We start from the raw sequence: 21,483 nt of genomic DNA, 5'->3' as shown, positions 1-21,483 counted from the left end.
GTACTCCACGGCTTCCGGTCTCAGGCGGCGTACTTCGCGGGATCCTTGTCGAAGGTCTCGGCGCAGCCGGGGTTGCAGAAGAAGTAGGTCTTGCCTTCGTATTCGCGGGTGGCAGCGGCGGAGGCCGGGTTCACGCTCATGCCGCACACCGGGTCCTTCGCGCCTTCGGAAACGCTGGCATGGCCGCCGCAGCAGCCGCCGTTCTTGGCCTTATGATCACTGAACAAACCCATGATGGTTCCTTTCTGTGTGTTGTTCTTTACTTGGTAGTCATGGTGTTTCGCCGGGTCGAACAGGCGCAGCCTGCTGGCGTTGGTCACCACGCACAGCGACGAGAACGCCATCGCCGCGCCGGCGATCATCGGGTTGAGCATCATGCCGGTGAACGGGTACAACGCACCCGCCGCAATCAGGATGCCCACGCTGTTGTAGCCGAGCGCGAAGCCCAGGTTCTGGCCGATGTTGCGTAGTGCCGCGTGGGCAAGGTCGATCTCGTGCACCAGACCCATGAGCGAACCGCTCATCAGGGTGACGTCGGCGGATTGGATGGCGACGTCGGTGCCGGTACCGATGGCGAAGCCCACATCCGCGCGGGCCAGGGCGGGCGCGTCGTTGATGCCGTCGCCCACCATGGCCACCGTGTAGCCTTGCGCCTGCAGCCTGGCGATCTCGTCGGCCTTGTTCTCCGGTCGCACCCCGGCGATCACATGATCCACGCCCACCTGCCGTGCGACGGCGGAGGCCGTGGTCTCGTTGTCTCCGGTGAGCATGGTGACGGTGATGCCGTGCGAGCGCAATGCGTCGATGGCCTGCGCCGAATCCGGTTTGACGGTATCGGCCACGGCGATGATGCCCGCAAGCTCGCCGTCCACGGCGGCCAGCATCGGCGTCTTGCCTTGTTCGGAAAGCCGTTCCATGTCGGCGATGATGTCATCCAGATCCTCGTTGCCGACGCTCGGCATGCCCACGTCCAGGCGGTCGATGAGGTCGGTGTTGCCTACGGCCACGGCATGCCCGTCCACGGTGCAGGTCACACCGAGACCTGCATGGACCTGGAATGCCTCACGCTGCGAATCGCCCGGCGCAAGGCCGCGTTGCTCCGCTTCGGCAACGATCGCGGCGGCCAGCGGATGTTCCGAGTCGTGTTCGGCCCCGGCGGCGAGCGCCAGTAGACCGTCCGTGTTCGACCTCCAGGCACCCAGCGGCAGCACGTCGGTGAGCGAAGGCCGGCCTGCGGTGATGGTGCCGGTCTTGTCGAGTACGACGGCGTTCACGTGCCCGGATAGTTCCAGTGCCTCGGCGGAACGGATCAGTACGCCCATCTGCGCCGCACGGCCTGTGGAGACCATCACCGACAGCGGCGTGGCCAGGCCGAGCGCGCACGGGCAGGCGATGAGCAGCACGGATACCGCTGCGACCAGCGCGTGCGTGATGCGCGGATCCGGTCCGAAGACGAACCATAGTGCGCACGACCATACGGCGATGAGCACTACCGCCGGCACGAATATGGAGCTGATGCGGTCGGCCAGGCGTTGCACCGGTGCTTTTGAGCTTTGCGCGGTTTTCACCATCGACACGATGTGCGCGAGCACGGTGTCCTTGCCGACTTTCGTGGCGCGGTAGCGCAGCGCGCCGGCACCGTTGACCGTGGCGCCGGTCACTTCGTCGCCTGTGGTTTTGCGCACCGGCATCGGTTCGCCGGTGATCATCGACTCGTCGACCGACGAGGTACCTTCGACCACGATGCCGTCCACGGGCAGGCGCTCCCCCGGGCGTACCACGATGATGTCGTCTACGGCAACGCTGTCGATGGGGATGTTCTGTTCCTCGCCTCCGCGGATCACGCATGCGGTTGCCGGCCTCAAGCCCATCAGCGATCGGATGGCCTCGCCGGTGCCTTTGCGCGCTTTCGCTTCGAGCAGCTGGCCGACAAGCATCAGCGTGATCACCACGCCCACGGCTTCGTAGTAGGGTTCGCGCGCGTTCTGCGGCAGTATGCCCGGTGCGAAGGTGACGACCAGCGAATACAGGAACGCGGCCGCGGTGCCCATGGTGACCAGCGCGTTCATTTCGGGGGCGCGATGCGTGATGGCGGCCCAGCCGCTGCGGAAAATCGGCAGGCCGGCATAGCCGACTACGGGCAGCATGCACAGCAGTTGTGCCCAGGCCGGCATGGGGTACAGCATGAGCATGGACGAGCAGAACACCGGGATGGTGCAGATTGCGGAGACGACGAGTCTGCGGATCAGGGTGGTGATCTCGTGGGCGTTGTTGATGTCTTGGATGCGTTCCTCGTCCGCTTCGGGGATGGTACCGCCGGGCTCGCCGGCCGGTGCGGGGTTGCGGGACGATTGGGCGGAGGAATCGCTGTCGGGCACGCCGACGCGGGTGGAAGAGGAAGACGCGGAAACCGCAGAAGAGGAAGCGCGATGCTTGCCGGGAATCACCTTCAACATGCCGTGCAGCATGTTCATGCCGCAGGCGAAGCCGTACTCCCCCGGATCGGTTGGGTCCAAGGTGAGCGTGGTGGTGCGGAACGCCGGCAGCATGCGGTCCACGCCGAAATCGGAGAACACCACGTGGGACGAGCATTCGCCGTCCTCCTTGCGGTCGAACACCAGCCGCAATGGCATGCCGGCCTCGGCCTCGATGACCGACGGGCTGTACCCGCCTTTCACCTCGATCACCGCTTCCTGCATATCGCCGTCGATGCGGGCCCGATATGCCTTGCGCGGCGCGAAGAAGAACCAGGCGATCCCGACCGTGATGAGCACGGCCAAGGCAATCGCAATCGCAGCCTGCATACGGCACCTTCCCTTCCGAATGTTCCGAAAACAATCACACCATATCCCGGCGCGGAATGCGCGATAATCCCATATTGCGCTCAGCGCAACGGCTACGCCCTGTGGCAAGTCCATGCGTGAGGCTGCAGCACGAAGGCACGTGCAAGCCACGTGCAACGGCAATGAAAAAGCCCGCCGCACGAAGCGACGGGCTGGGCGATCACGCGCAAACGTGAATCAGCAAATCAGCGAATCAACGCGGTTCAGGCGAACAGCACGTTGAACAGGAACGCACCGAGAATCGCGCCGCAAATCGGAGCCACGACCGGAATCCAGGCCTCGCCCCAACGGGAATCGCCCTTGTTCGGGATCGGCAGGATGGAGTGCAGCAGACGCGGCATCAGGTCGCGGGCCGGGTTCAGGCCAGGGCCGGTCGGGCCGCCCATGGAGGTGACCAGACCCCACACGATGAAGCCGACGACGATGGACGCGGCGGCGAGATCGGCCTTGCCCCACGGCAGGCTCAGGCAGCACAGCGCGCCGAGCACCAGCATGAAGGTGCCGAAGAACTCGTTGAGGAAGTAGTTGATGCGGTCATTGTGGGCGTCGGTGGTGCAGAAGGTGCCGAGGATGGCTTCGGCATCGTCGGTGTCCTTGTAGTGCGGGTAGTAGGTGATGTACACGATGAGCTGGCCGACGAGCGCGCCGAGCAGCTGGGCGATGATGTACGGCAGCACTTCGTTCCACGGGAACATGCCGTTGACGGCCTGTGCGATGGTCATGGCCGGGTTGATGTGGGCACCGGAGATGCCGCCGAACATCAGCACCGGGAACATCACGCCGAAACCGTAGCCCATGGCGATGTTCAGCCAACCGGCGTGGTAGCCCTTGGTGTTCTTCAGTTCCGCGTTGGCGACCGAACCGTTGCCGAAGACCATCAGGATAGCGGTGCCGACGAATTCCGCGGCAAGCTTGGTAAAGAGTGAGTATTCCACTGCAGTTTCCTCTATTGCTTCTTCTCTCGAGATAAAACAGGGTATTGCGATTTCCGCTCTAAGCGGACAACAGTAGTACAACATTACTCCTCACGCCGGAAGTCCTGCAGCAATCCCCCAGCAGCATCCAATGGCTTATGCGCAGGCACCACCGCATACAGGTCATCCGCACGCGTGGCAGACCGTCACCGCAGGTCCTTGCGCATGAGGTGGTCGGTCTGCTTGTCGTCGCCCATGATGAAGGCGTGTTCTCCAATCCGGTAGAAGCCGTTGCGCGCGTAGAAGCGGATCGCCTTGTCGTTGTGCTCCCAGACGCCGAGCCACACATATTGCTTCCCGCGTTCCTTCGCCGTGTCGATGGCGTATTGCATCAGACGCGTTCCCAAGCCCTTGCCCTGTGCCCTGCCGTCGATGTAGATCCGTTGGATCTCCAGGGAGGCCGTGTCGTTGAATTCCGTCTGTGATGGAGCCTCGTTGATCTTGAGGTATCCTGCCGGTCTGCCGTCGTTCTCCGCCAGCACGAATTCCGAGCTCTCGTCGCGCAGCTCTCGCAACAGCTTGTCGGCGGCGAACGCGTCCTCCAGGTAGGCGTTCATGTTCTCTTCGGTATTCACGGCGGCGAAGGTCTGCCTGTACGTGGCGATGGACAGGTCGCGCAGCGCGTCCAGGTCGCTTTCCGTACAAACATGCATTGTCTGGCTCATGGTGTCCGCCTCCGTGCTGTTCCGACGCCGGCCGCCCGGCCTTCTGCGAATACAAAAAGACCCAAGCCGTTAGGCTTGGGTCTTATCTGTGCCCCCTCAGGGATTCGAACCCTGGACACGCTGATTAAGAGTCAGCTGCTCTAACCAACTGAGCTAAAGGGGCGTTGGCCATTGCTTGAACCAAGAGATAACTATACTCAGAATCACCCTAGGCGCAAACATCGGCGTGTCGCGCTGGGAATCGTTGGAATTCCAACGATTCCACAACACTGCCGAAAAGCGCCGTTGCATGCTCTTTTGGAACATTGCCGGCACAATTCAGCCCGATTCGACCCGAAATTCAGTCCAGCTGGATCGCCATGCAGTCGTTGGCACCGAAATGGTTCTCGCTGCACCACGACTTGCCCGCGTCCTTGGAGTCGAAGGTCTCGCCGGAAAGCACCACGTAGAAGTCGGACTCGTGGCCGTTGCGCGTGTAGTACGTGTAGTCCGAGGCCCACAGCATCACCGCGCTCGGCCACTTCGCACGCAAGTCCAAGAACTGCGCGTAGATGTCGCCGTACTTCCATACCTTGCCGTCGATCTCCATGCCGTACTTCTTGCTGGACAGCTGCGTGGTCGGGGCATCATAGAACCTGCTGATATCCAGCTGATCGTGGTCGACCTGCCATTCCAGCGCATCATGCGCGTACCGCTCGATCTCGGTGGCGTCCACATTCGCCCCGCCGTATGCGCCATGCGTATCGGTGTTGCCCTTGCCTTCGCCGCTTGTCTTGGTGCGCAGCGAGACGCTGGTGGTGTACGCGTCGATCAGATCGTACGGACGCCAGTATTGCGACGTGGAGAACGCCAGTTTCGCCGTAGTCTCGCCGTCGCTGAACCGCAGCGGCTTGGCGGAGAAGTCGAACACCGCGGCCGCCACCGTATCGTCGCCGTCCTTGAAGGCGATGCGCACGTCGCGCTGCTTGAACTCACCATCGCAGGACGATGCCGAGAAGCGGACCGTGGCGATCATCGTGGACCCGCTGTGATCCACCGAATCCACTTCGGCGGTCGGCGTCGAGTCGCACACGACGGTCGAGTCCGAATCCTTGGACTTCGACGTTGTATCGCCATGCGAGCCGCTTCGGGCGTGAGTGCCGGACTGCGATGCCGAAGCGGATGCCGATGCCCGGCCGGCGTCGTTGGATGCGGAGCGGCGGCCCAGCTGGAAGCATGCGACCAGTGCGGCGACGATGGCCACGACGGCGATCACCGCGACAATGGCGATGACGGCCTTGCGATGGGAGCCGGGACGGGAACCTGCGGATTGCGAACCGTCGGACGGCAATCCGACAGACTGCGTGCCGACTGTCTGCGTACCGTATGCCGTCGTATTCGCAGCCGGCACGACAGCCGTATCGGTATCGGCACCGGTACCGGCACCGACGGGTGCCGTCTGGACCGGTCTCGCGCCCGTACCTCCGGCACCGGCATCATCGCCACCCAATGCCATGCCGCAATTCTGGCAGAACCGCATATCAGGCTCTGCCGGCGAACCGCAGAACCGGCAACTCACCTCACTGGGCTGTACAGCGGCCGGCATGGCATCGCCGGATTCCATGCCTCTCTGGGCCGTATCCGGCTGCACCGTGTTCTGCTGCTGGACATCCGCATGCGCCACAGGCTTGCCGCACTGCTCGCAGAATCTGTCTTCCTGTCCCACCTGCGCGCCGCAGTTATCGCATCGCATTCTCTCAGCTCCTCTCGCCGCGCACGCCCTTCTCCGCGTGCACGCTTCGACTATGCAACTCTCTTCCGGTATTACCGGACAGGAACGACCGCCGAGCGGCCACCGGAACAGCCGTCAAACAATCCCACGCGCAGGTGCGCACGGACCCAAAGCGCAATCCCCCATCACAGGCCTTTCCAGCCCTCACACAAGCCTCACGCCCCGCCACACAACACACAAGCACACGGCACACAAGCACACGGCACAGCACGGCATATGTACGCACATATACGAGTGCCCCCGCACGCGGAACGTACGGGGGCACTCAATGCTTAAGCTCAAGACGTTTCAGTCTGAGAAAGCCGCTAGACGCAAACGCCTAGCGACCGGGCCGGATTCACTCAGCGACGACCTTCACGAAGAAGGAAGCGGTGATCTCCGGGTGGAGAGCGACCTTTGCCGGGAATTCGCCGGTGGTCTTGATGGGCTCGACCTCGATGGACTTCGGGTCCACAACGGCCTTGTCTTCCAGAGCCAGAGCGATCTGCTCGGTGGAGACGCTACCGAACAGCTTGCCGGACTCGGACACCTTGGCGGTGATCTCGACGGCGGTGCCTTCGATGGCGGCCTTGGCGGCAACGGCATCCTCGCGGGTGGCGACGGCCTGAGCCAGACGAGCGCGCTTCATAGCGAGAATCTGCTTCTCAGCGCCCTTGTTCCAAGCGAAGGCGAGGCCCTGCGGGATGAGGTAGTTGCGAGCGAAGCCGGGCTTGACCTCGACGACGTCACCGGAGTGACCGAGGTTGGCAACGGTCTTGGTAAGAATAACCTTGGTTTCAGCCATGATTCATAGCCTCCCTAACTCAGCGACCAGAGGTGGCGTACGGCAGCAGAGCCATTTCGCGGGCGTTCTTGATGGCCTTCGAAATCTCACGCTGTTCCTGCACGGTGACACCGGTGATACGACGGGAACGGATCTTGCCGCGATCGGAAATGAACTTACGCAGCAGAGCGACGTCCTTGTAATCGATCTCGGTGACCTTCGCCGCCTTCAGCGGGTTCGGCTTCTTCTTGAACGGCTTGACCGGCGGTTGCGGCCTCTTACGTGACATGATGTTCTCCTTATGAACGATTGAAAATGCAGTGTGCTGGATGATCAGAACTCAGGCTCGTCGTCGCCACCACCGAAATCGGAGGAGCCGCCGAACGTGGAGAAGCTGTTGCTTCCGTCGCCGCCGTTACCCCAGGGGTCGGCAGCGGGTGCCTGATTGGCCGCCGGATTGGACGGGGCGCTCGGAGCGCCGCCGAATCCGGAGTTACCGCCAAAGCCGGTATTGCCGCCGTTGTAGCCGCCCGCGTTGCCGCCGAAGCCGCTGGCCCCGCCGGAATAGCCGGAGTTGCCGTTGTTGCGGCCGGCGAAGCCGCCCTGACCGGACGACTGGCGCTGCACCTGTGCGGTGGCGTATCGCAGCGACGGGCCGATCTCATCGACCTGCATCTCGAACACAGTGCGGTTGGAACCGTCCTGTGCCTGATAGGAACGCTGCTGCAAACGGCCTTGTGCGATCACGCGCATGCCCTTGGACAGGCTCTGCGCGCAGTGGTTGGCAAGGTCACGCCATGCACTGCAGCGCATGAACAGCGCCTGACCGTCCTCGAACTGGCCGGTCTGGCGGTTATAGGTGCGCGGAGTCGAAGCAATGGTGAAGCTGCACACGGAAGCGCCGCTTCCGATGGTGCGCAGCTCGGGATCCGCGGTGAGATTGCCCACCACGGTGATGACGGTTTCACCTGCCATGACGTGTCCTTCTTATCTCTATCCAGCGTGACGCTGACGATAAAACTTACTTGGCGTCCTTGCGAAGAATCTTCGTGCGGATCACGGATTCGTTAAGGTTGAGCACACGATCCAGTTCGTCGCTCGTAGCAGGCTCGGCGGAGTAGGTCACCACAACGTAGTTACCCTCGGTCTTGCCGGCGATTTCGTAAGCAAGCTTGCGACGGCCCCAGTAATCGGGTTCGTCAACAGAACCGCCTTCCTTGGTGACGAGTTCCAGATACTGCTCGGTCAGCTTCTTCAGACCGCGCTCATCCAGCTCAGGATCGGCGATGAACATCAGTTCGTACTTGTGCGCAGACATCACCCACCTCCTTCGGACTATTCGGCCACGGACGTTCCATGGCAGGAGTGTGTATACGCGCTGCTTGCGGTCGGATGACCTGAAACAAGCAACTTTCCTATGGTACAACCCCTTGGCGACGAAGCGACTACCTGTTGGCCGTCTCCGCGGGGACCGGGCCGGTCGAGGCGCGTTCGCGCAGATCGTACGGGGCCTCGTCCGCCACATCGACCTGTTCGCCGTCGATGATCTTCAGCAGCAGCTGCGCGGCACGACGGCCGGAACCGACGATGTCTCGGCCCATGACGGTCAGATGCGGGAACACCGCGGTGCACATGAAGGAATCGTCCCACGCCATGATCGACAGGTCTCCGGGGATGTCGAAGCCCATTTCGCGGGCGATGCCCATGCCGGCCAGGGCCATCACGTCGTTGTCGTAGATGATCGCGGTGGGCCTGGGGCTGACGGACAGCAGGCGCTTGGTCGCCTCGATGCCGCCCGACGGCGTGTAGTCGGCGTGCAGGCAGCGGTAGCGGACGCCGAGCTCCGCGGCGGCGTCGGAGAACGCGGCGTCGCGGATATAGGAGTGGCCGAAGCTTTCCGGGCCGCCGACGCGCCCGATGCGCTCATGGCCCAGATCGTGCAGATACGACACGGCTCTGGTGACGGCCTGCATATCGAGGCTTCGCATGACCGGCAGACCGCCGGACAGCGACGGGTCGCACAGCGCGAGCACCGGCATCTCCGGATTGTTCTTCAGCAGCTCCACGCGCGGATCGTCCATCTCAAGATTGACCAGCAGCAGCGCGTCCACGTTGCCGGTGGCGATCCAGTCCTTGAGAATCGCCATTTCGGCGTCACGCCCGACGGCGAAACGCAGCAGAATCGAGTAATCGTGCTGTTCCAGCTCGGTTCCCAAGCCGGCCAGCAGCTCCATCATGTACGGTTCGACGGAAAGCAGCTGTGTTTCCTCACGCGCCAGAACCACGCCGATACGGCTCGTATTCGACCGGGCCAGCGACTGGGCGGCACCGTTCGGCTTCCAGCCGAGGTCGCGTGCGATCTTCAGCACTTTGGCGCGGGTGGCCTCGGAAACGCCGGGCTTGTTGTTCAGCGCGTAGGAGACGGCGCTGCTGGAGACACCGGAGGCCTTGGCGACATCGAAAATGGTGACCTTGTTCTTCTGACCAGCCACGGCATCTCCTTTCCTTGCTTTGCCTGCCGAAAGCTCCACGAATTCGGCAAAGCGTTTAACGAACGCGGATGATACCTGTCGCAACAGACATCCGCACTAGTGTCCAGCATACGCCAAAACCCATGCATTACAAGGCAAGAAGCGCTTCAGCCCGTTGTGGGCCGAAGCGCTTCCTCTCTTGCTCGGCCGCTACTTCGCAGCCGCTATGCGCAGGTCAGGCGGCATATGATTGCCGCCGCCGTTCACCGCTTCAGGTCGTTGGCGGACCGCAGCACGTTCGGTGCCGTGAACGCTGCCGGATCGATCTGCTTGCCGGAGGCGATATGGAACGTCGCCTGCTCGCCCGGCAGCAGGGAGACCATGCCTTCGGCGACGCGGGCCTGCGGGTCGACCTTGTCCACCATGCAGAACATGTCGCGCACGTAGCCCTTGGCGGTGACGGTCAGCTCGTAGCCGCCATCCACGGCCTTGGCCTCGGCGGCGAACGCCTCGGACGGCGCGGGCAGTGCCTGGTCGATCACTTCGGCCGGATTGTAGATGACCTTGGCGAAGGAACCGTCGACAGCGGACGCCACCAGCAGTTCGTTGGACGGATCGTCGAACGTGGCCAGATCCTCGCCCAGCGCAATGCCCTGATGATCGACGGCACCCAGATGCACCGAGAACTCGTCGGAGGCGAGCACCTTGCCATCGAGCGTCACGCGCTTGACGGACCACACGCCATCCCACTCCTCGCGCGTATCGTTCAGCACGATGAGCTCCAGGTGATCAGTGTCGGTCTTCACGCCTTCCCAGCTGTGGGTTTCGCGGTATTCCTCGCTGGTACGCGGCTGGATAGTGGCGAGCCTCGGCGCGAAGAAGTCGCGCGACGCGTACCACACCGGCTTGCGGTGACCGTCGAAGTCGACCGCGGCCCAGGAAACGACCGGCCAGTCATCGTTCAGCTGCCAGATCAGCGCGCCGGCGTTCACCGGTTCCAGCGAGCGCATGTGCTCCACGCCGAAACGCATGGCCTGTGCCTGCTGCAGCTGGCATGCCCAGTGCCAATCCTCGATATCCGCCCAGTTGTCGGTGGGGATCAGCCAGCTGTGCTCGCCGTCGGACGGCTTGCCGTTGACCACGCCGCCGAAGCTCACGTCGTTGAGGTGGCCGGGGGTCAGGTGGGAACGCATGCCGCGGGCGAGCTTGTAGTTGCCGCCGGAGGCCTTCTGGTGCACGAGCATCTGCTTGCCGAACGGTTCGAGCTTCTCGTCGTGCACCACGCGGGTCAGCGTGCTGAAGGCGGGCGGTGCCTGGTAGCCGAATTCGTCGGCGAAGCGCGGGGTGTACTGCGCGTACACGGTGTAGTCGGCGCGGTTCCATGCGTCCCAGATGTGCATGGTGCCGTCGGTGTCCATGTTGGCGGAGACGAACGGGGTGAAGGCCATCGGGGAGCTGGGCAGGTACACGGAGCGACCCGGGTCGAGTTCGGCCAGCAGGGAGGGGAACAGCTTGGAATAATAGTAGTCGCCCCACGGCTTTTCGCCGTATCCGTACGCGTTCGGCTTGCGGTCGTCGTCGCGCAGGGCCTGCTTGTAGCCGCCCCATTCGGAGTAGGCCACGTAGTTCTCGTTGGAGCCGTTCCACACGATCAGGCTCGGGTGGGCGCTCAGGCGCGTGATGTGCTCGCGGGCCTCAGCCTCCACCTCGGTCTTGGTCTCCTCGTCTTCGGGGTATGCGGCGCAGGCGAGCATGAAGTCCTGCCAGACCATGATGCCCTTCTCGTCGCACAGATCGTAGAACTCGTCGGCTTCGTAGATGCCGCCGCCCCACACGCGCACCATGTTGGAATTGGACTCCACCAGGTCGCGCATGCCGCGCTCGTAGTCCTTGCTCGACAGACGACCGATGAACGCGTCGTCGGGGATCCAGTTGTAGCCGCGTGCGTGCACGGGCACGTCGTTCACGTAGATCTGGAACGGGCGGCCGATCTCGTCGGCGCGGGTGTCCACGTGCACGGTGCGGAAGCCGACCTTGCCCTGCCACTGGGCGCATCCGCCGGCGCAGACGTGCAGGGTGTACAGCGGCTGGTCACCGTAGCCGATCGGCCACCAACGCTTGACGTCCGGCACCACCAGACGTGCGACGCCGGTATTGCGGCCTTCGGGGATCTCCATATCCACATCGGTGGTGACGCCATGGCCGGCGAGCGCCACGTTCACGCTCAGCGGCTTGAGTGCGGGGTGGGAGTCGTACGGGCTCATGATGCGGCCCGCGCCGGCGTGTTCCACTTCGACGGTGACGGTCAGGATGCCGTTGCCGTCCTTGTCCACGTCCACGAGCGGGCGGACGGCGGCCAGGCGCACGTCGTTCCAGGAGTCGATGCCGATTTCGCGCCAGATGCCGGCGTTGGCCACGTCGATGCCCCAATCCCAGCCGAAGGAGTAGCTGGGCTTGCGGATCTGGTTGAAGGCGTGGTGCTCGGTGTGCGGGTAGTAGCCGCGCTGCTGTTCCATGCGGTCGGATTCGCGCACCGGCGAGGTGAAGCTCACCGTGAGTTCGTTGGTGCCGTCGACCAGCAGGTCGCGCACATCCCAGCGATAGGAGCGATGGCAGTTGCGGGTCTGCGCCACCGGGCGACCGTTCAGGGCGAGTGCGGCGATGGTGTCGAGGCCGTAGGCGACGAGGTCGTGGCGGTCGGAGCCGTCGTCGTGCCAGTCGAACGTACAGGTGAATCGCCAGTCGACGTCGCCGATCCACTGCTGCTTGTTCTCGTTGTCGCCATCGAACGGATCGTCGATCAGTCCGGCGTTGAGCAGGTCGAGCGTCGCCTCTCCTGGAACGGTGGCGGGAATGCCTGCGGTGAGGCGGTCGCGGAGTTCTTCGGGCACTGCGGCGGGGTTGAGCGCGGTGAGCGTCCACGTGCCGGCGAGCGGCGCGAATGTGCTAGGTGTGTGGGTCATCTTCATGAGTCCTTTTACGAATGATGATGGTGTAGGGAAACCGCCTTCGGAATGTGCGAGGCGGCACGTTCCAGGCGGTTTCCATGCGGCTGATCGGCGTTATTCCTTCACGGCGCCTGCGGCCACGCCGTTGTAGATCTGCTTCTGGAAGAGCAGGAAGGCGATCAGGGCGGGCAGCAGGGTGATGATCACGCCTGCGCAGATGAGGTTGTACTTGGAGCCTTGCGGACCGGTGAAGGCGTACAGCGAGATGGCCACCGTGCCGATTCTCTGTTTGTCCTGCAGGTACAGGTTGGCCGCGTAGTACTCGTTGTAGATGCCGACGCCCTTGAGGATCAGGCAGGTCACGATGGCGGGCTTGAGCAGCGGCAGGAGGATGCAGCTGTAGATGGTGAAATAGCTTGCGCCATCCATCAGGGCGGCCTCATCGAGGGAGATGGAGATGTTCTCGAAGTACTGGATGAAGATGTAGATCGAGATCACATCGGTGCCCATCGACATGATGATGTAGCCCCACAGCGAGTTGATCAGGTGGAACGTGCCCATGATCTTGTAGACCGCGACTTGCATGGCGATGCCGGGAAGCAGGGAGGCCAGCAGGAAGGCGGTGCGGATGACCGCGTTGCCCGGGAAGGTGAAGCGGCTGAGCACGTAGGCCAGCTGTGTGCCGATGATGGTGGTCAGGAAGCAGACCGCGACCAGCACGATCAGGGAGTTGCGGAAGGCGACGCCCATGTTCGACAGCTTGAATGCCTCGACGTAGTTGCTAAAGTTGAAGAAGTTCTTCGGCAGCGCCATCACGGAGGTGCTCTGCCATTCCTTGGTGTCCTTCGCCGCGGTGAAGAAGCAGGTGACCAGCGGCAGCAGCATCCAGAAGGTGACGAAGATGAGGCTGAGGTACTTCAGGAAGGTCAGCGCCCACTGCTTGAAGTGGTACCAGAAGCTCACCTTTTGCACCGGCTGTGCCTGAACAGTTGCGCTTGTCATCACGCCACCGCCTTTCCGTTCTTGAATATCGGCGCCTTGCCTGCGGCGACCCTGTTGGCCTTCCTCAGTTCACGGCGACGGGCCTTTTCGATCTTTGCGGCCTTCTTGCGAGCCTTGGCGGTGCCATCGTCGGCATCGCGGAACAGCACGCCCATGATGATCTTCTGCAGCAATGCGCAGACCATGATGATGACCAGCAGCACCACGGCCATGGCCGATGCCAGGCCGACCTTCTGGTCGGTGTGCGCGATCTTGTCCATCTGCACCATGTAGGTGCCGGTGCCATTCGCGCCGGAGGTGATGACGTACGGGCCTTCGAAGGCGGAGAGCGAACCGGTGATGGAGAGGATGATGTTCAGCACCAGGATGGTCTGGATGCCGGGGAGGATGATGTGCTTGAACTGCTGCCACTTGTTGGCGCCGTCGATCTCCGCCGCCTCGTACAGCGTGGAGTCGATCGACATGATCGCGCCGATGAACAGGATCAGGGTCGAGCCGAGGTAGCGCCAGACCGACGAACCCACCAGAGCCCAGTTGTTGATCGACTGGTCCTTCAGCCAGTACGGCAGCGAATCCTGACTGAATCCGCACCATTGCAGTACGGTGTCGAGCACGTAGCCGCGGGTGTAGAAGAACTTGAAGATGAAGCCGACGGCGATGCCGTTGATCAGATAGGGGAAGAACATGGCGGCCTTGAAGAAGCCACCGGCGCGCACCTTGAATGCCAGCACGGTCGCCAAGTACAGGGCCAGGGCCACCTGGATGAGCGCGCCGACCATGTAGTAGAGGCTGAGCTTCAGTGTGGCGAGCAGTTCCGGACGGGTGAAGATGTCACGGTAGTTGCGCAGTCCGATGAATCGCGGCGTGCCGATGTACTTCATCTTGTAGAAGGAGTATCCGCACATCTGGATGAACGGCCAGTACGTGAAGATGACCAGCAGGGCGACCGGGATGATGCAGAAGGCGACGATGATGGCGCCCTTCTTCCAGTCGCGCTTGTGGGTATTGAACGGAATGTCGTCCGACGAGACGGCGACCGCTTCCGTTTGCGCGGTAGTCATGATGCTCTCTTTTCTTGCGATGTCTGTGGAAAGGAAACCGGCGGCCGCCTGCCTATGGTCGGCGGCCGCCGGTGGGATGGGGAGGGGATGAGATCAGTACTTGGCTTCCGCGTCGTCGTCCTGCATGGCCTTGTACCAGGCCTTGTTCCACTCGCTCACGATGCTGTCGAGGGACTTGTCCTTCTTGGCCGCGTGCTCAACGATGGCCTGGACGCGCTTGTTGCCGTTGGAGTTGATACCAAGCTCGGAGTCGGAGTTGACGTCGGCGAACAGATCGTCCTCGCCCTTGAGCGCATCGGCGTCGGCTTCCATCTTGACGTTCTTGAAGTCCTCATAGATGGACGGCAGGGTGTTGTCGCCGTACTTGATCGGGATGCCGCCCTCGTTCTTGGCGTAGCCGGACTTTTCGGTGAGCCACTTGACGAAGATCATGGCGGCTTCCTGGTTGTCCTTGGAGGACTTCTTGTTGATGCCCATGGAGTAGTTGCCGCCCAGGGAGGCGTACTGCTTGCCCTTGATGGAGATCGGGAACGGCATGTAGCCGATGTCGTCCGGGTGGTCGCCGGCCTGCTTCATCTGGGTCACGGCCCAGGCACCGAGCACCATGGTGCCGATCTCGCCGTTGTTGATCTTGCCCTTGGAGGTCTCCCAGTCGGTGGTGGAGTAATCGTCTTCGGTCAGGCCGTCTGCCACGGCGTCGTACAGGACCTTGTACACGTTGTAGGCGTGGGTGCCGTCGCCCGGATCTTTGAACGGGGCCTTGGTGTGCACGAGCTTCTGGTTCATGTAGGTGTTGTCACCGGTGGCGGTGGTGCCGATGTAGGCATCCCAGGCGCCCATGGTCCAGCCGGCCGCATAGTTGGTGTACAGCGGCGTCGCGTTGGTCTTTTCCTTGATGAGCTTGAGGTCCTTGATGAACTCGTCCGGGGTGGTCGGCAGCGTGGTGATGCCGGCCTTCTTGAACACGGCCTTGTTGTAGACCACGCCGGAGGTCTGGCCGTCGGTGGCCACGCCGTAGGACTTGCCGTCGTAGGCCTTCTCGGAGGCGAGCTTGACCTGCTTCTTCATGGTGTCGAGGGAGCCGTAGGAGATGAAGTAGTTGCTCAGTTCGGACTTATCGACGGACGGGATCATCATGATGTCGCCCCAGTCGCCGCCCTGCAGGCGGGTGAGCGCATTGTCCGCGTAGTTGGAGTCGGACTGTGCGGTGACCTTGATGTTCGGGTACAGCTTGTTGAAGTCGGCGATGTAGGACTTCCAGTTCTTGCCCGGGTAGGAGTCCAGGCTCATATCGGTGCGGCCGTTGTAGAACTTGATGCTGGTCTTGATGTCCTTGCCGGTCTTGCCGAGTTCGATCTTGTCGTAGGTCATGTCGGTCTGGCCGCTGGAGCTGCCATTGGAGCTGCCGCATGCGGCGAAGCTGACCAGGCTGAGGGCCGCAACACCCGCAGCGATGATTTTCTTGAAGTTCATTTCCGTGTCCTTCCTCATGGAACGCTTGCGATTCGACGCCTGCCTCCTCGCGCCATCGCTTACGGATTCTTCACCGAACCGTGGGCGATGACCGCAACCCCCTCAGGCTTCTCTGCCTACCTTCCGGTGAAGCGGTATCTCACAGAATAAACGCGTTGTTTCAGTATGTCAAGCGCTTAAGTAAGCCATCAAGCGGCCAAAAGTGCCGTATCGCACTGTTTATGCCGATGACAACTTATTCAGCGCTTTCGGCATATGTACCCGAAAACCCAAGTAAATAGCGGCGTGACAACATTTTCAAAACACTTTTTTGCGTGCGGCGTGTCATCGATTGCGACTATGGAAACCGGCCGGCACCGCCTCCAAAACACCTTCGGATTGGCATTTTTTACTTAAGCGATTAACATCAGTCATATCCATACTTGCCATATTCTTGGGGAAGAACGGTACCACCCGCAGACGTCAAAGGAGAACGATGCAGCTAATCGACTTCGCCAACCCGGCACTGAGCCACACCATGGGGCGCATGGCCGCGCCAAGCCCCACCCGCCGAATCTGGGCCTTCCCTTACACCCAAGTGCATTTCCGCTGCACCGGCACCGCCATCGGCGCCAGGCTCGTGCACCATTGGGGTTACGGCGACATCTATCTCGGAGCCGTCATCGACGGCATGCAGGTCAAGGTGCCCGTCCCCATCGACGCCGCGCACGACGCCGTATCGCTCGTCAACGGGTACCCCAGCAGGGTCGAGCCCGAACAGGCGGAAACGCGCGACGCACGCCAGCCGGTCGACATCATGCTCGCCGAGCATCTGCCGAACATCGAACACGACGTCATCATCTTCAAACGGCAGGATGAGGGCGGGGTCCGCTTCGACATGCACGGCGTGCTCATCGACGACGACGCCACCATCGCCGCACCCACCGAACCGCAATCCAGCCGCCGCATCGAGTTCTACGGCGATTCGGTCACCTGCGGCGAGCGCTGCGAGGCCATCTGCTACGAAGGCAAGGCCGACCCGGAAGTGGACCTGAGCGGCTACAGCAACGCCTGGCACTCCTATGCCGCCGTCACCGCCCGCAATCTCGGCGCGCAGGCGCATCTGGTGGCGCAGGGCGGCGCGAGCCTGATCGACGGCATCGGATGGTTCCACGCCCCCGACTACCTCGGTCTGGAGAGTATCTGGGATCGCGCCGCATACAATCCCGAACTCGGCGAGACGCCGCAGTGGGACTTCTCGGCATACACCCCGCAGGTGGTCGTGGTGGCGATCGGGCAGAACGATTCGCACCCGTATGACTTCATGGCCGAAGAGTATTCCGGCGAGCAGGCACGGCACTGGCGCGCACGGTACGTCGATTTCGTGCATGCCCTGCGCGCCAAGTACCCGCATGCGCTGATCGTGCTCACCACCACGATCCTGCAGCACGACCCGGCCTGGGACCGCGCGATCGACGATGTGTGCGAGACCGTGGCCGATCCGCGCGTGAAGCACTTCATGTATCTGCGCAACGGCGCTGCCACGCCGGGCCATCCCCGCGTCAGCGAACAGCGCGAGATGGCCATGGAGCTCACGTCCTACCTCAGGTCGTTCGGGCCGGATCTGTGGCGCTGAACCCACAACAACCCAGGCCGCGCACACCGTAATCATTGCCGAACCATCACTATCGAAGGAGATGCCGTATGGTCACCGCAACCGGACCAGCCCCCGGATCCGAAATGAATCACGACAACGCCAACGCACGCCCGCACCGCAATACCTGCGGGGCGCTGTCGATGCCGGCGATATTCGGCGACGGCATGGTGCTGCAGCGCGAGACCCCGATCGCCGTATTCGGCTCGGTCCGGACGAACGGCGGTAGCGGCACACCTACCGTCACTGTCCGTCTTATCGACGGGAACGGCCGGCAGGCCGCCACTGCGAACGCCGAAACCGACACGGCGACCGGCCAGTGGACGGCGCAGCTGCCCGCATTGCCGGCATCCGGGCCTTACGAACTGCATGTCGAGGCCGGCGATGACCGGCTGCGCTTCACGGATGTGCATATCGGCGTGGTGTGGCTGGCCGGCGGGCAAAGCAATATGGAGGTCGAGCTGCGCAACAGCGACAATGCCGAACAAGCGCTGGCGCAATGCGCCGACCCGCTGCTGCGTTTCTACAATGTGCCGAAAACCGGCGTGGTCGACGAAACCGCCGAGAACGCCTCCGCATGGCAGGAAAGTTCTGCGCAGACCAGCGGCGTGATGTCCGCGATCGCCTACTATTTCGCGCGCAGGCTTCGCGCCAAGCTCGGGCCGGATATCGCCGTGGGCATTGTCGACTGCTATATAGGCGGCACGTCGGTCACCTGCTGGATGAGTCGCACAACCTTGGAAGGCTGTGACGCCGGGCGCGCGTATCTGGACCGCTATGACCAGGCCGTCGCCGGCAAAAGCATGGAAGAACTGCATGCGGCCGCGGACGCCTGGCAGCATGACTTCGATGCGTGGAACGCTGCCATCGCCGCCGCACGTCAGGCCGACCCGGATGTCACCTGGGACACGCTGAACGAACAGTACGGGGCCTGCCCGTGGCCGCCGCCCGTCACGCCGTTCTCGCAATGGCATACCTGCGGAGCGTTCGAGGCCATGGTCCAGCGCATCGCGCCGTACACGATCGAGGGCGTGCTGTGGTACCAGGGCGAGGAGGACGAACCGTATTGCGAGACGTACCGTGAACTGCTCGGCCTGATGATCGCGGAATGGCGTGAGCTATGGCATCGTGCCGATCTGCCGTTCCTGCTGGCGCAGTTGCCACAGTGGATCGATAAGAAGGTCGACGAATCGACCGGCGATCCGATGCTGTGGCCCGTCACCCGTGCCGCGCAGTGGGATGCGGCGCACACCATCAGCGGCGTGCATGCGGTCTGTCTGATGGATTGCGGCGAATACGACAACATCCACCCCACCGACAAGCGCACGCCAGGCGAACGTCTGGCGGCCTGCGCGCTGCGGTACGTGTATGGGTTTGACAGCGAGCCGGTCGGCAGCCCGGAACTGTTGGATGCGCGGGTTTCCGGCGATAGGCGGGTTGCGGTCCGATTCAGCCACGCGGCAGGACTGCATTTCGACGGGTCCGATCCGGCGAGCAGGCGTGACGCCGAACGGCGAGCACGAGAGAATGCTTCCGTGACGGTGCGTGGCGCCGATCAGTCGGGCTTCGAGATCGCCGGTGCCGATGGTGTGTTCCAGCCCGTCGCAGCACAAATCGTGGCCGATGACGAGGACGACCAAGGTTGCGCGGATTGCATGGACTCCGCTGTTGCAGGCGAATCGGTAGCGTCGACTTCCCTACCCGCAGATCAGCATGAATGCGACTGTGCCAAAACCAGCTCGGCCACCGGCCCTGAACAAGATCGCACGGGTTCCGCTGATTCCGCTGATTCCGCTGTCGGCACGGTACTGCTCACGCTGCCGGAAGGCATCAATCCCGCCGCCGTCCGCTACGCGTGGCGCAGCTGGGGTCCTGCTCCCCTGTTCAACGCAGCCAACCTCCCCGCAGCCCCCGGCAGGCGCACCCTATAAGCCGCTTGTCCCGCCGCACCACAGCTGCCCGGTTACGCCTGCAGTCTCTGCCCCACAGCTGACCCGGCTGCCGCCACCCCCTAGCTGCCCGGTCGCCTCCGCGCCACCACTGTCACCCCACTTGGCGGTCCATTCGAACGAAATCCGCACTTTGATAGTCAACTCGGTCGTTTTCAACCCCCAGAACGACCGAATCGACCACCATCTTGCCCATATCGTCCGAATCAACCTCCCACCAGCACCGCACCAGCCGCGCCGCCAGGCGCATGCCTGACATAGTCTCCTCCCACCGCGCCTAGTTCCGTCTGTATACCTCTTGCCCCGCAGCTGCCCCAGTTACCACCGCGTCGCCGCTGCCCACTTGGCGGTCCATTCGGTCGGAATCCGCACTTTGATAGTCAACTCGGTCGTTTTCAACCCCCAGAACGACCGAATCGACCACCATCTTGCCCATATCGTCCGAATCAACCTCCCACCAGCACCGCGTCGGAGACATCCGCATCACACAACACGGCACCGACCGCCAAAACAAAAAGCGCCGCCCGAATAAACGGGTGGCGCTTTTGCTAGCTGTCTATATCAGACCAGCGGCAATCACTGAACCTGGGTACGAGCGATCTTGCCGTTGAAGGTCGCCATATCGGCGTCCTCGTCCTGGCCGTTGTTCCAGGAGAACATGGCGCGCAGCTTCGGGCCGACGGTCTCGATGCGGACGTTGGAGTACTCTTCCTGCAGAGCCTTGAACTTCGGAGCGCCGGCGTCCTGATCCTCGATGAATTCCTTGGCGAAGGAACCGTCCTGGATGCGGCCCAGGTGGTACTGCATGCGCTCACGCACGTGCTCGTCGATGCAGGTGTTGGTGTAGTCGCCGTACTGAGCGGTGTCGGAGCAGGACCAACGAGCCTTGTTCAGGCCGCCTTCGTTCATGAGGTCGACCAGCATCTTCAGCTCGTGGCACACCTCGAAGTAGGCGATCTCCGGCTGGTAGCCAGCCTCGGTGAGGACCTCGAAGCCCATTTCGACGAGCTTGTTCACGCCGCCCATGAGCACGTTCTGCTCGCCGAACAGATCGGTCTCGGTCTCTTCCTTGAAGGTGGTCTTGATGGCACCGGCGCGCAGAGCACCCAGAGCCTTGGCATAGGCGAGGGTGATGTCCCATGCGTCGCCGCGCGGATCCTGCTCGACGGCCACGACGACCGGCACGCCACGGCCGTTCACGTACTCGCGGCGCACGATGTGGCCCGGGCCCTTCGGGGCGACCATGAAGACCGGGTGGTCCTCGGACGGCTTGATGTAGCCGTAGTGGATGTTGAAGCCGTGAGCGAAGGCGATGGCAGCGCCCGGCTTGATGTTCGGCTCGATGTCGTTCTTCCAGATGTTGCGCTGGTACTGATCGGGAGCCAGGATCATGATGATGTCGGCTTCGGCGGTGGCTTCCGGAACGGACTTGACTTCCAGGCCCTGTTCCTTGGCGTGCTCGACGGACTTGGAGGTGGGGCGCAGGCCGACAACGACATCGACACCGGAATCACGCAGGTTCAGAGCATGAGCGTGGCCCTGGGAACCGTAACCGATGATGGCAACCTTCTTGCCTTCGAGGACCGAGAGATCACCGTCGTTCTCGTACCAGATTTGTGCAGCCATGAATGGCACTCCTTTTATATGTAGTGGGGTGTGGCACTATGTGCCGGGGTATCTACGTTGTGCAGATTATTCGTCTTGCGAAGGATTTTGTCCTTCAAAACCGTGTTCCATCCTACCGGTAACGCTCCCCCAGCTTCGCCGCCGTCCACAACGTGAGCTAGGTCACATAAAAAGCCGCGTCAATCCATTGCCATCCGACCGTCATGAGGCAGCCGCGCAACCGTCATGCTGCATCCGCACAACCGTCCGGCACCCCTTCTGCTCGCCGCCTCTTCCGTCCCATTCGGTCGAAATCCGCGCTTTG

General features: G+C 62.6%; 17 protein-coding genes and 1 tRNA gene. 2 read left to right on the top strand and 16 right to left on the bottom strand.

Features of this window, described 5'->3' with window-relative positions; translation table 11 throughout:
* Positions 1 to 20 precede the first annotated feature (20 nt).
* The 14 genes from G1C98_RS00290 to G1C98_RS00225 form a co-directional block, all read right to left on the bottom strand.
* Entirely contained in the window at positions 21 to 2,804 is a 2,784-nt protein-coding gene (locus G1C98_RS00290) for a heavy metal translocating P-type ATPase (RefSeq protein ID WP_169078160.1), read from the bottom strand.
* A gap of 242 nt (positions 2,805 to 3,046) precedes the next feature.
* Positions 3,047 to 3,778: an MIP/aquaporin family protein gene (locus G1C98_RS00285; RefSeq protein WP_169078158.1), complete on the bottom strand. Its 732-nt coding sequence runs from the start codon at positions 3,776 to 3,778 to the stop codon at positions 3,047 to 3,049.
* A gap of 185 nt (positions 3,779 to 3,963) precedes the next feature.
* Positions 3,964 to 4,482 carry a GNAT family N-acetyltransferase gene (locus G1C98_RS00280; protein ID WP_169078156.1) on the bottom strand — a complete coding sequence of 173 codons (519 nt, stop codon included), beginning with the start codon at positions 4,480 to 4,482 and terminating at the stop codon, positions 3,964 to 3,966.
* 89 nt (positions 4,483 to 4,571) lie between these two features.
* Positions 4,572 to 4,645: transfer RNA gene (locus G1C98_RS00275), tRNA-Lys, on the bottom strand.
* A gap of 177 nt (positions 4,646 to 4,822) precedes the next feature.
* On the bottom strand, positions 4,823 to 6,214 hold the full coding sequence (locus G1C98_RS00270) for a zinc ribbon domain-containing protein (protein WP_169078154.1): 1,392 nt from the start codon (positions 6,212 to 6,214) through the stop codon (positions 4,823 to 4,825).
* Between the two features lie 376 nt (positions 6,215 to 6,590).
* Positions 6,591 to 7,037, bottom strand: coding sequence for a 50S ribosomal protein L9 (gene rplI / locus G1C98_RS00265; RefSeq protein WP_169078153.1), 447 nt, complete (start codon positions 7,035 to 7,037; stop codon positions 6,591 to 6,593).
* A 19-nt stretch (positions 7,038 to 7,056) separates the two neighbouring features.
* On the bottom strand, positions 7,057 to 7,305 hold the full coding sequence (gene rpsR, locus G1C98_RS00260) for a 30S ribosomal protein S18 (RefSeq protein ID WP_003810112.1): 249 nt from the start codon (positions 7,303 to 7,305) through the stop codon (positions 7,057 to 7,059).
* Between the two features lie 44 nt (positions 7,306 to 7,349).
* Complete coding sequence (locus G1C98_RS00255) at positions 7,350 to 7,991, bottom strand: single-stranded DNA-binding protein (RefSeq protein WP_169078151.1); 642 nt, start codon at positions 7,989 to 7,991, stop codon at positions 7,350 to 7,352.
* A 46-nt stretch (positions 7,992 to 8,037) separates the two neighbouring features.
* Entirely contained in the window at positions 8,038 to 8,334 is a 297-nt protein-coding gene (rpsF, locus tag G1C98_RS00250) for a 30S ribosomal protein S6 (protein ID WP_003825429.1), read from the bottom strand.
* 127 nt (positions 8,335 to 8,461) lie between these two features.
* On the bottom strand, positions 8,462 to 9,508 hold the full coding sequence (locus G1C98_RS00245) for a LacI family DNA-binding transcriptional regulator (protein WP_169078149.1): 1,047 nt from the start codon (positions 9,506 to 9,508) through the stop codon (positions 8,462 to 8,464).
* A gap of 242 nt (positions 9,509 to 9,750) precedes the next feature.
* Positions 9,751 to 12,450 carry a glycoside hydrolase family 2 protein gene (locus tag G1C98_RS00240; protein ID WP_169078147.1) on the bottom strand — a complete coding sequence of 900 codons (2,700 nt, stop codon included), beginning with the start codon at positions 12,448 to 12,450 and terminating at the stop codon, positions 9,751 to 9,753.
* 99 nt (positions 12,451 to 12,549) lie between these two features.
* Positions 12,550 to 13,437, bottom strand: a complete 888-nt coding sequence (locus G1C98_RS00235) for a carbohydrate ABC transporter permease (protein ID WP_169078145.1) — start codon at positions 13,435 to 13,437, stop codon at positions 12,550 to 12,552.
* Positions 13,437 to 14,498 (bottom strand): carbohydrate ABC transporter permease, encoded by a 1,062-nt coding sequence (locus tag G1C98_RS00230; protein WP_169078143.1) that lies wholly within the window; start codon positions 14,496 to 14,498, stop codon positions 13,437 to 13,439. The genes G1C98_RS00235 and G1C98_RS00230 overlap by 1 nt, the downstream gene beginning before the upstream one ends.
* Positions 14,499 to 14,591: 93 nt before the next feature.
* Complete coding sequence (locus G1C98_RS00225; RefSeq protein WP_169078141.1) at positions 14,592 to 15,971, bottom strand: ABC transporter substrate-binding protein; 1,380 nt, start codon at positions 15,969 to 15,971, stop codon at positions 14,592 to 14,594.
* 475 nt (positions 15,972 to 16,446) lie between these two features.
* Here G1C98_RS00225 and G1C98_RS00220 point away from each other — a divergent pair, with 475 nt between their 5' ends.
* Positions 16,447 to 17,586, top strand: coding sequence for a GDSL-type esterase/lipase family protein (locus G1C98_RS00220; protein WP_169078139.1), 1,140 nt, complete (start codon positions 16,447 to 16,449; stop codon positions 17,584 to 17,586).
* A gap of 68 nt (positions 17,587 to 17,654) precedes the next feature.
* Positions 17,655 to 19,535 carry a sialate O-acetylesterase gene (locus tag G1C98_RS00215; protein WP_169078137.1) on the top strand — a complete coding sequence of 627 codons (1,881 nt, stop codon included), beginning with the start codon at positions 17,655 to 17,657 and terminating at the stop codon, positions 19,533 to 19,535.
* Positions 19,536 to 19,647: 112 nt separating this feature from the next.
* Here the strand turns inward: G1C98_RS00215 and G1C98_RS00210 are convergent, their stop codons facing one another.
* Both G1C98_RS00210 and ilvC read right to left on the bottom strand, forming a co-directional pair.
* Positions 19,648 to 19,812 carry a hypothetical protein gene (locus tag G1C98_RS00210; protein ID WP_169078135.1) on the bottom strand — a complete coding sequence of 55 codons (165 nt, stop codon included), beginning with the start codon at positions 19,810 to 19,812 and terminating at the stop codon, positions 19,648 to 19,650.
* A gap of 317 nt (positions 19,813 to 20,129) precedes the next feature.
* Positions 20,130 to 21,179 carry a ketol-acid reductoisomerase gene (gene ilvC / locus G1C98_RS00205; protein ID WP_169078133.1) on the bottom strand — a complete coding sequence of 350 codons (1,050 nt, stop codon included), beginning with the start codon at positions 21,177 to 21,179 and terminating at the stop codon, positions 20,130 to 20,132.
* Positions 21,180 to 21,483: the final 304 nt, after the last annotated feature.

This window comes from Bifidobacterium erythrocebi (assembly GCF_012932675.1).
Lineage (GTDB): Bacteria > Actinomycetota > Actinomycetes > Actinomycetales > Bifidobacteriaceae > Bifidobacterium > Bifidobacterium erythrocebi.
This window is presented reverse-complemented; position numbering and strand designations above follow the sequence as displayed.

Excerpts from the sequence above, each read along its gene's own strand:
- G1C98_RS00290 (WP_169078160.1), bottom strand. The coding sequence starts at position 2,804 with ATGCAGGCTGCGATTGCGATTGCCTTGGCCGTGCTCATCACGGTCGGG.
- G1C98_RS00280 (WP_169078156.1), bottom strand. The coding sequence starts at position 4,482 with ATGAGCCAGACAATGCATGTTTGTACGGAAAGCGACCTGGACGCGCTG.
- G1C98_RS00270 (WP_169078154.1), bottom strand. The coding sequence starts at position 6,214 with ATGCGATGCGATAACTGCGGCGCGCAGGTGGGACAGGAAGACAGATTC.
- rplI (WP_169078153.1), bottom strand. The coding sequence starts at position 7,037 with ATGGCTGAAACCAAGGTTATTCTTACCAAGACCGTTGCCAACCTCGGT.
- rpsR (WP_003810112.1), bottom strand. The coding sequence starts at position 7,305 with ATGTCACGTAAGAGGCCGCAACCGCCGGTCAAGCCGTTCAAGAAGAAG.
- G1C98_RS00255 (WP_169078151.1), bottom strand. The coding sequence starts at position 7,991 with ATGGCAGGTGAAACCGTCATCACCGTGGTGGGCAATCTCACCGCGGAT.
- rpsF (WP_003825429.1), bottom strand. The coding sequence starts at position 8,334 with ATGTCTGCGCACAAGTACGAACTGATGTTCATCGCCGATCCTGAGCTG.
- G1C98_RS00240 (WP_169078147.1), bottom strand. The coding sequence starts at position 12,450 with ATGACCCACACACCTAGCACATTCGCGCCGCTCGCCGGCACGTGGACG.
- G1C98_RS00235 (WP_169078145.1), bottom strand. The coding sequence starts at position 13,437 with ATGACAAGCGCAACTGTTCAGGCACAGCCGGTGCAAAAGGTGAGCTTC.
- G1C98_RS00230 (WP_169078143.1), bottom strand. The coding sequence starts at position 14,498 with ATGACTACCGCGCAAACGGAAGCGGTCGCCGTCTCGTCGGACGACATT.
- G1C98_RS00225 (WP_169078141.1), bottom strand. The coding sequence starts at position 15,971 with ATGAACTTCAAGAAAATCATCGCTGCGGGTGTTGCGGCCCTCAGCCTG.
- G1C98_RS00220 (WP_169078139.1), top strand. The coding sequence starts at position 16,447 with ATGCAGCTAATCGACTTCGCCAACCCGGCACTGAGCCACACCATGGGG.
- G1C98_RS00215 (WP_169078137.1), top strand. The coding sequence starts at position 17,655 with ATGGTCACCGCAACCGGACCAGCCCCCGGATCCGAAATGAATCACGAC.
- G1C98_RS00210 (WP_169078135.1), bottom strand. The coding sequence starts at position 19,812 with ATGTCAGGCATGCGCCTGGCGGCGCGGCTGGTGCGGTGCTGGTGGGAG.
- ilvC (WP_169078133.1), bottom strand. The coding sequence starts at position 21,179 with ATGGCTGCACAAATCTGGTACGAGAACGACGGTGATCTCTCGGTCCTC.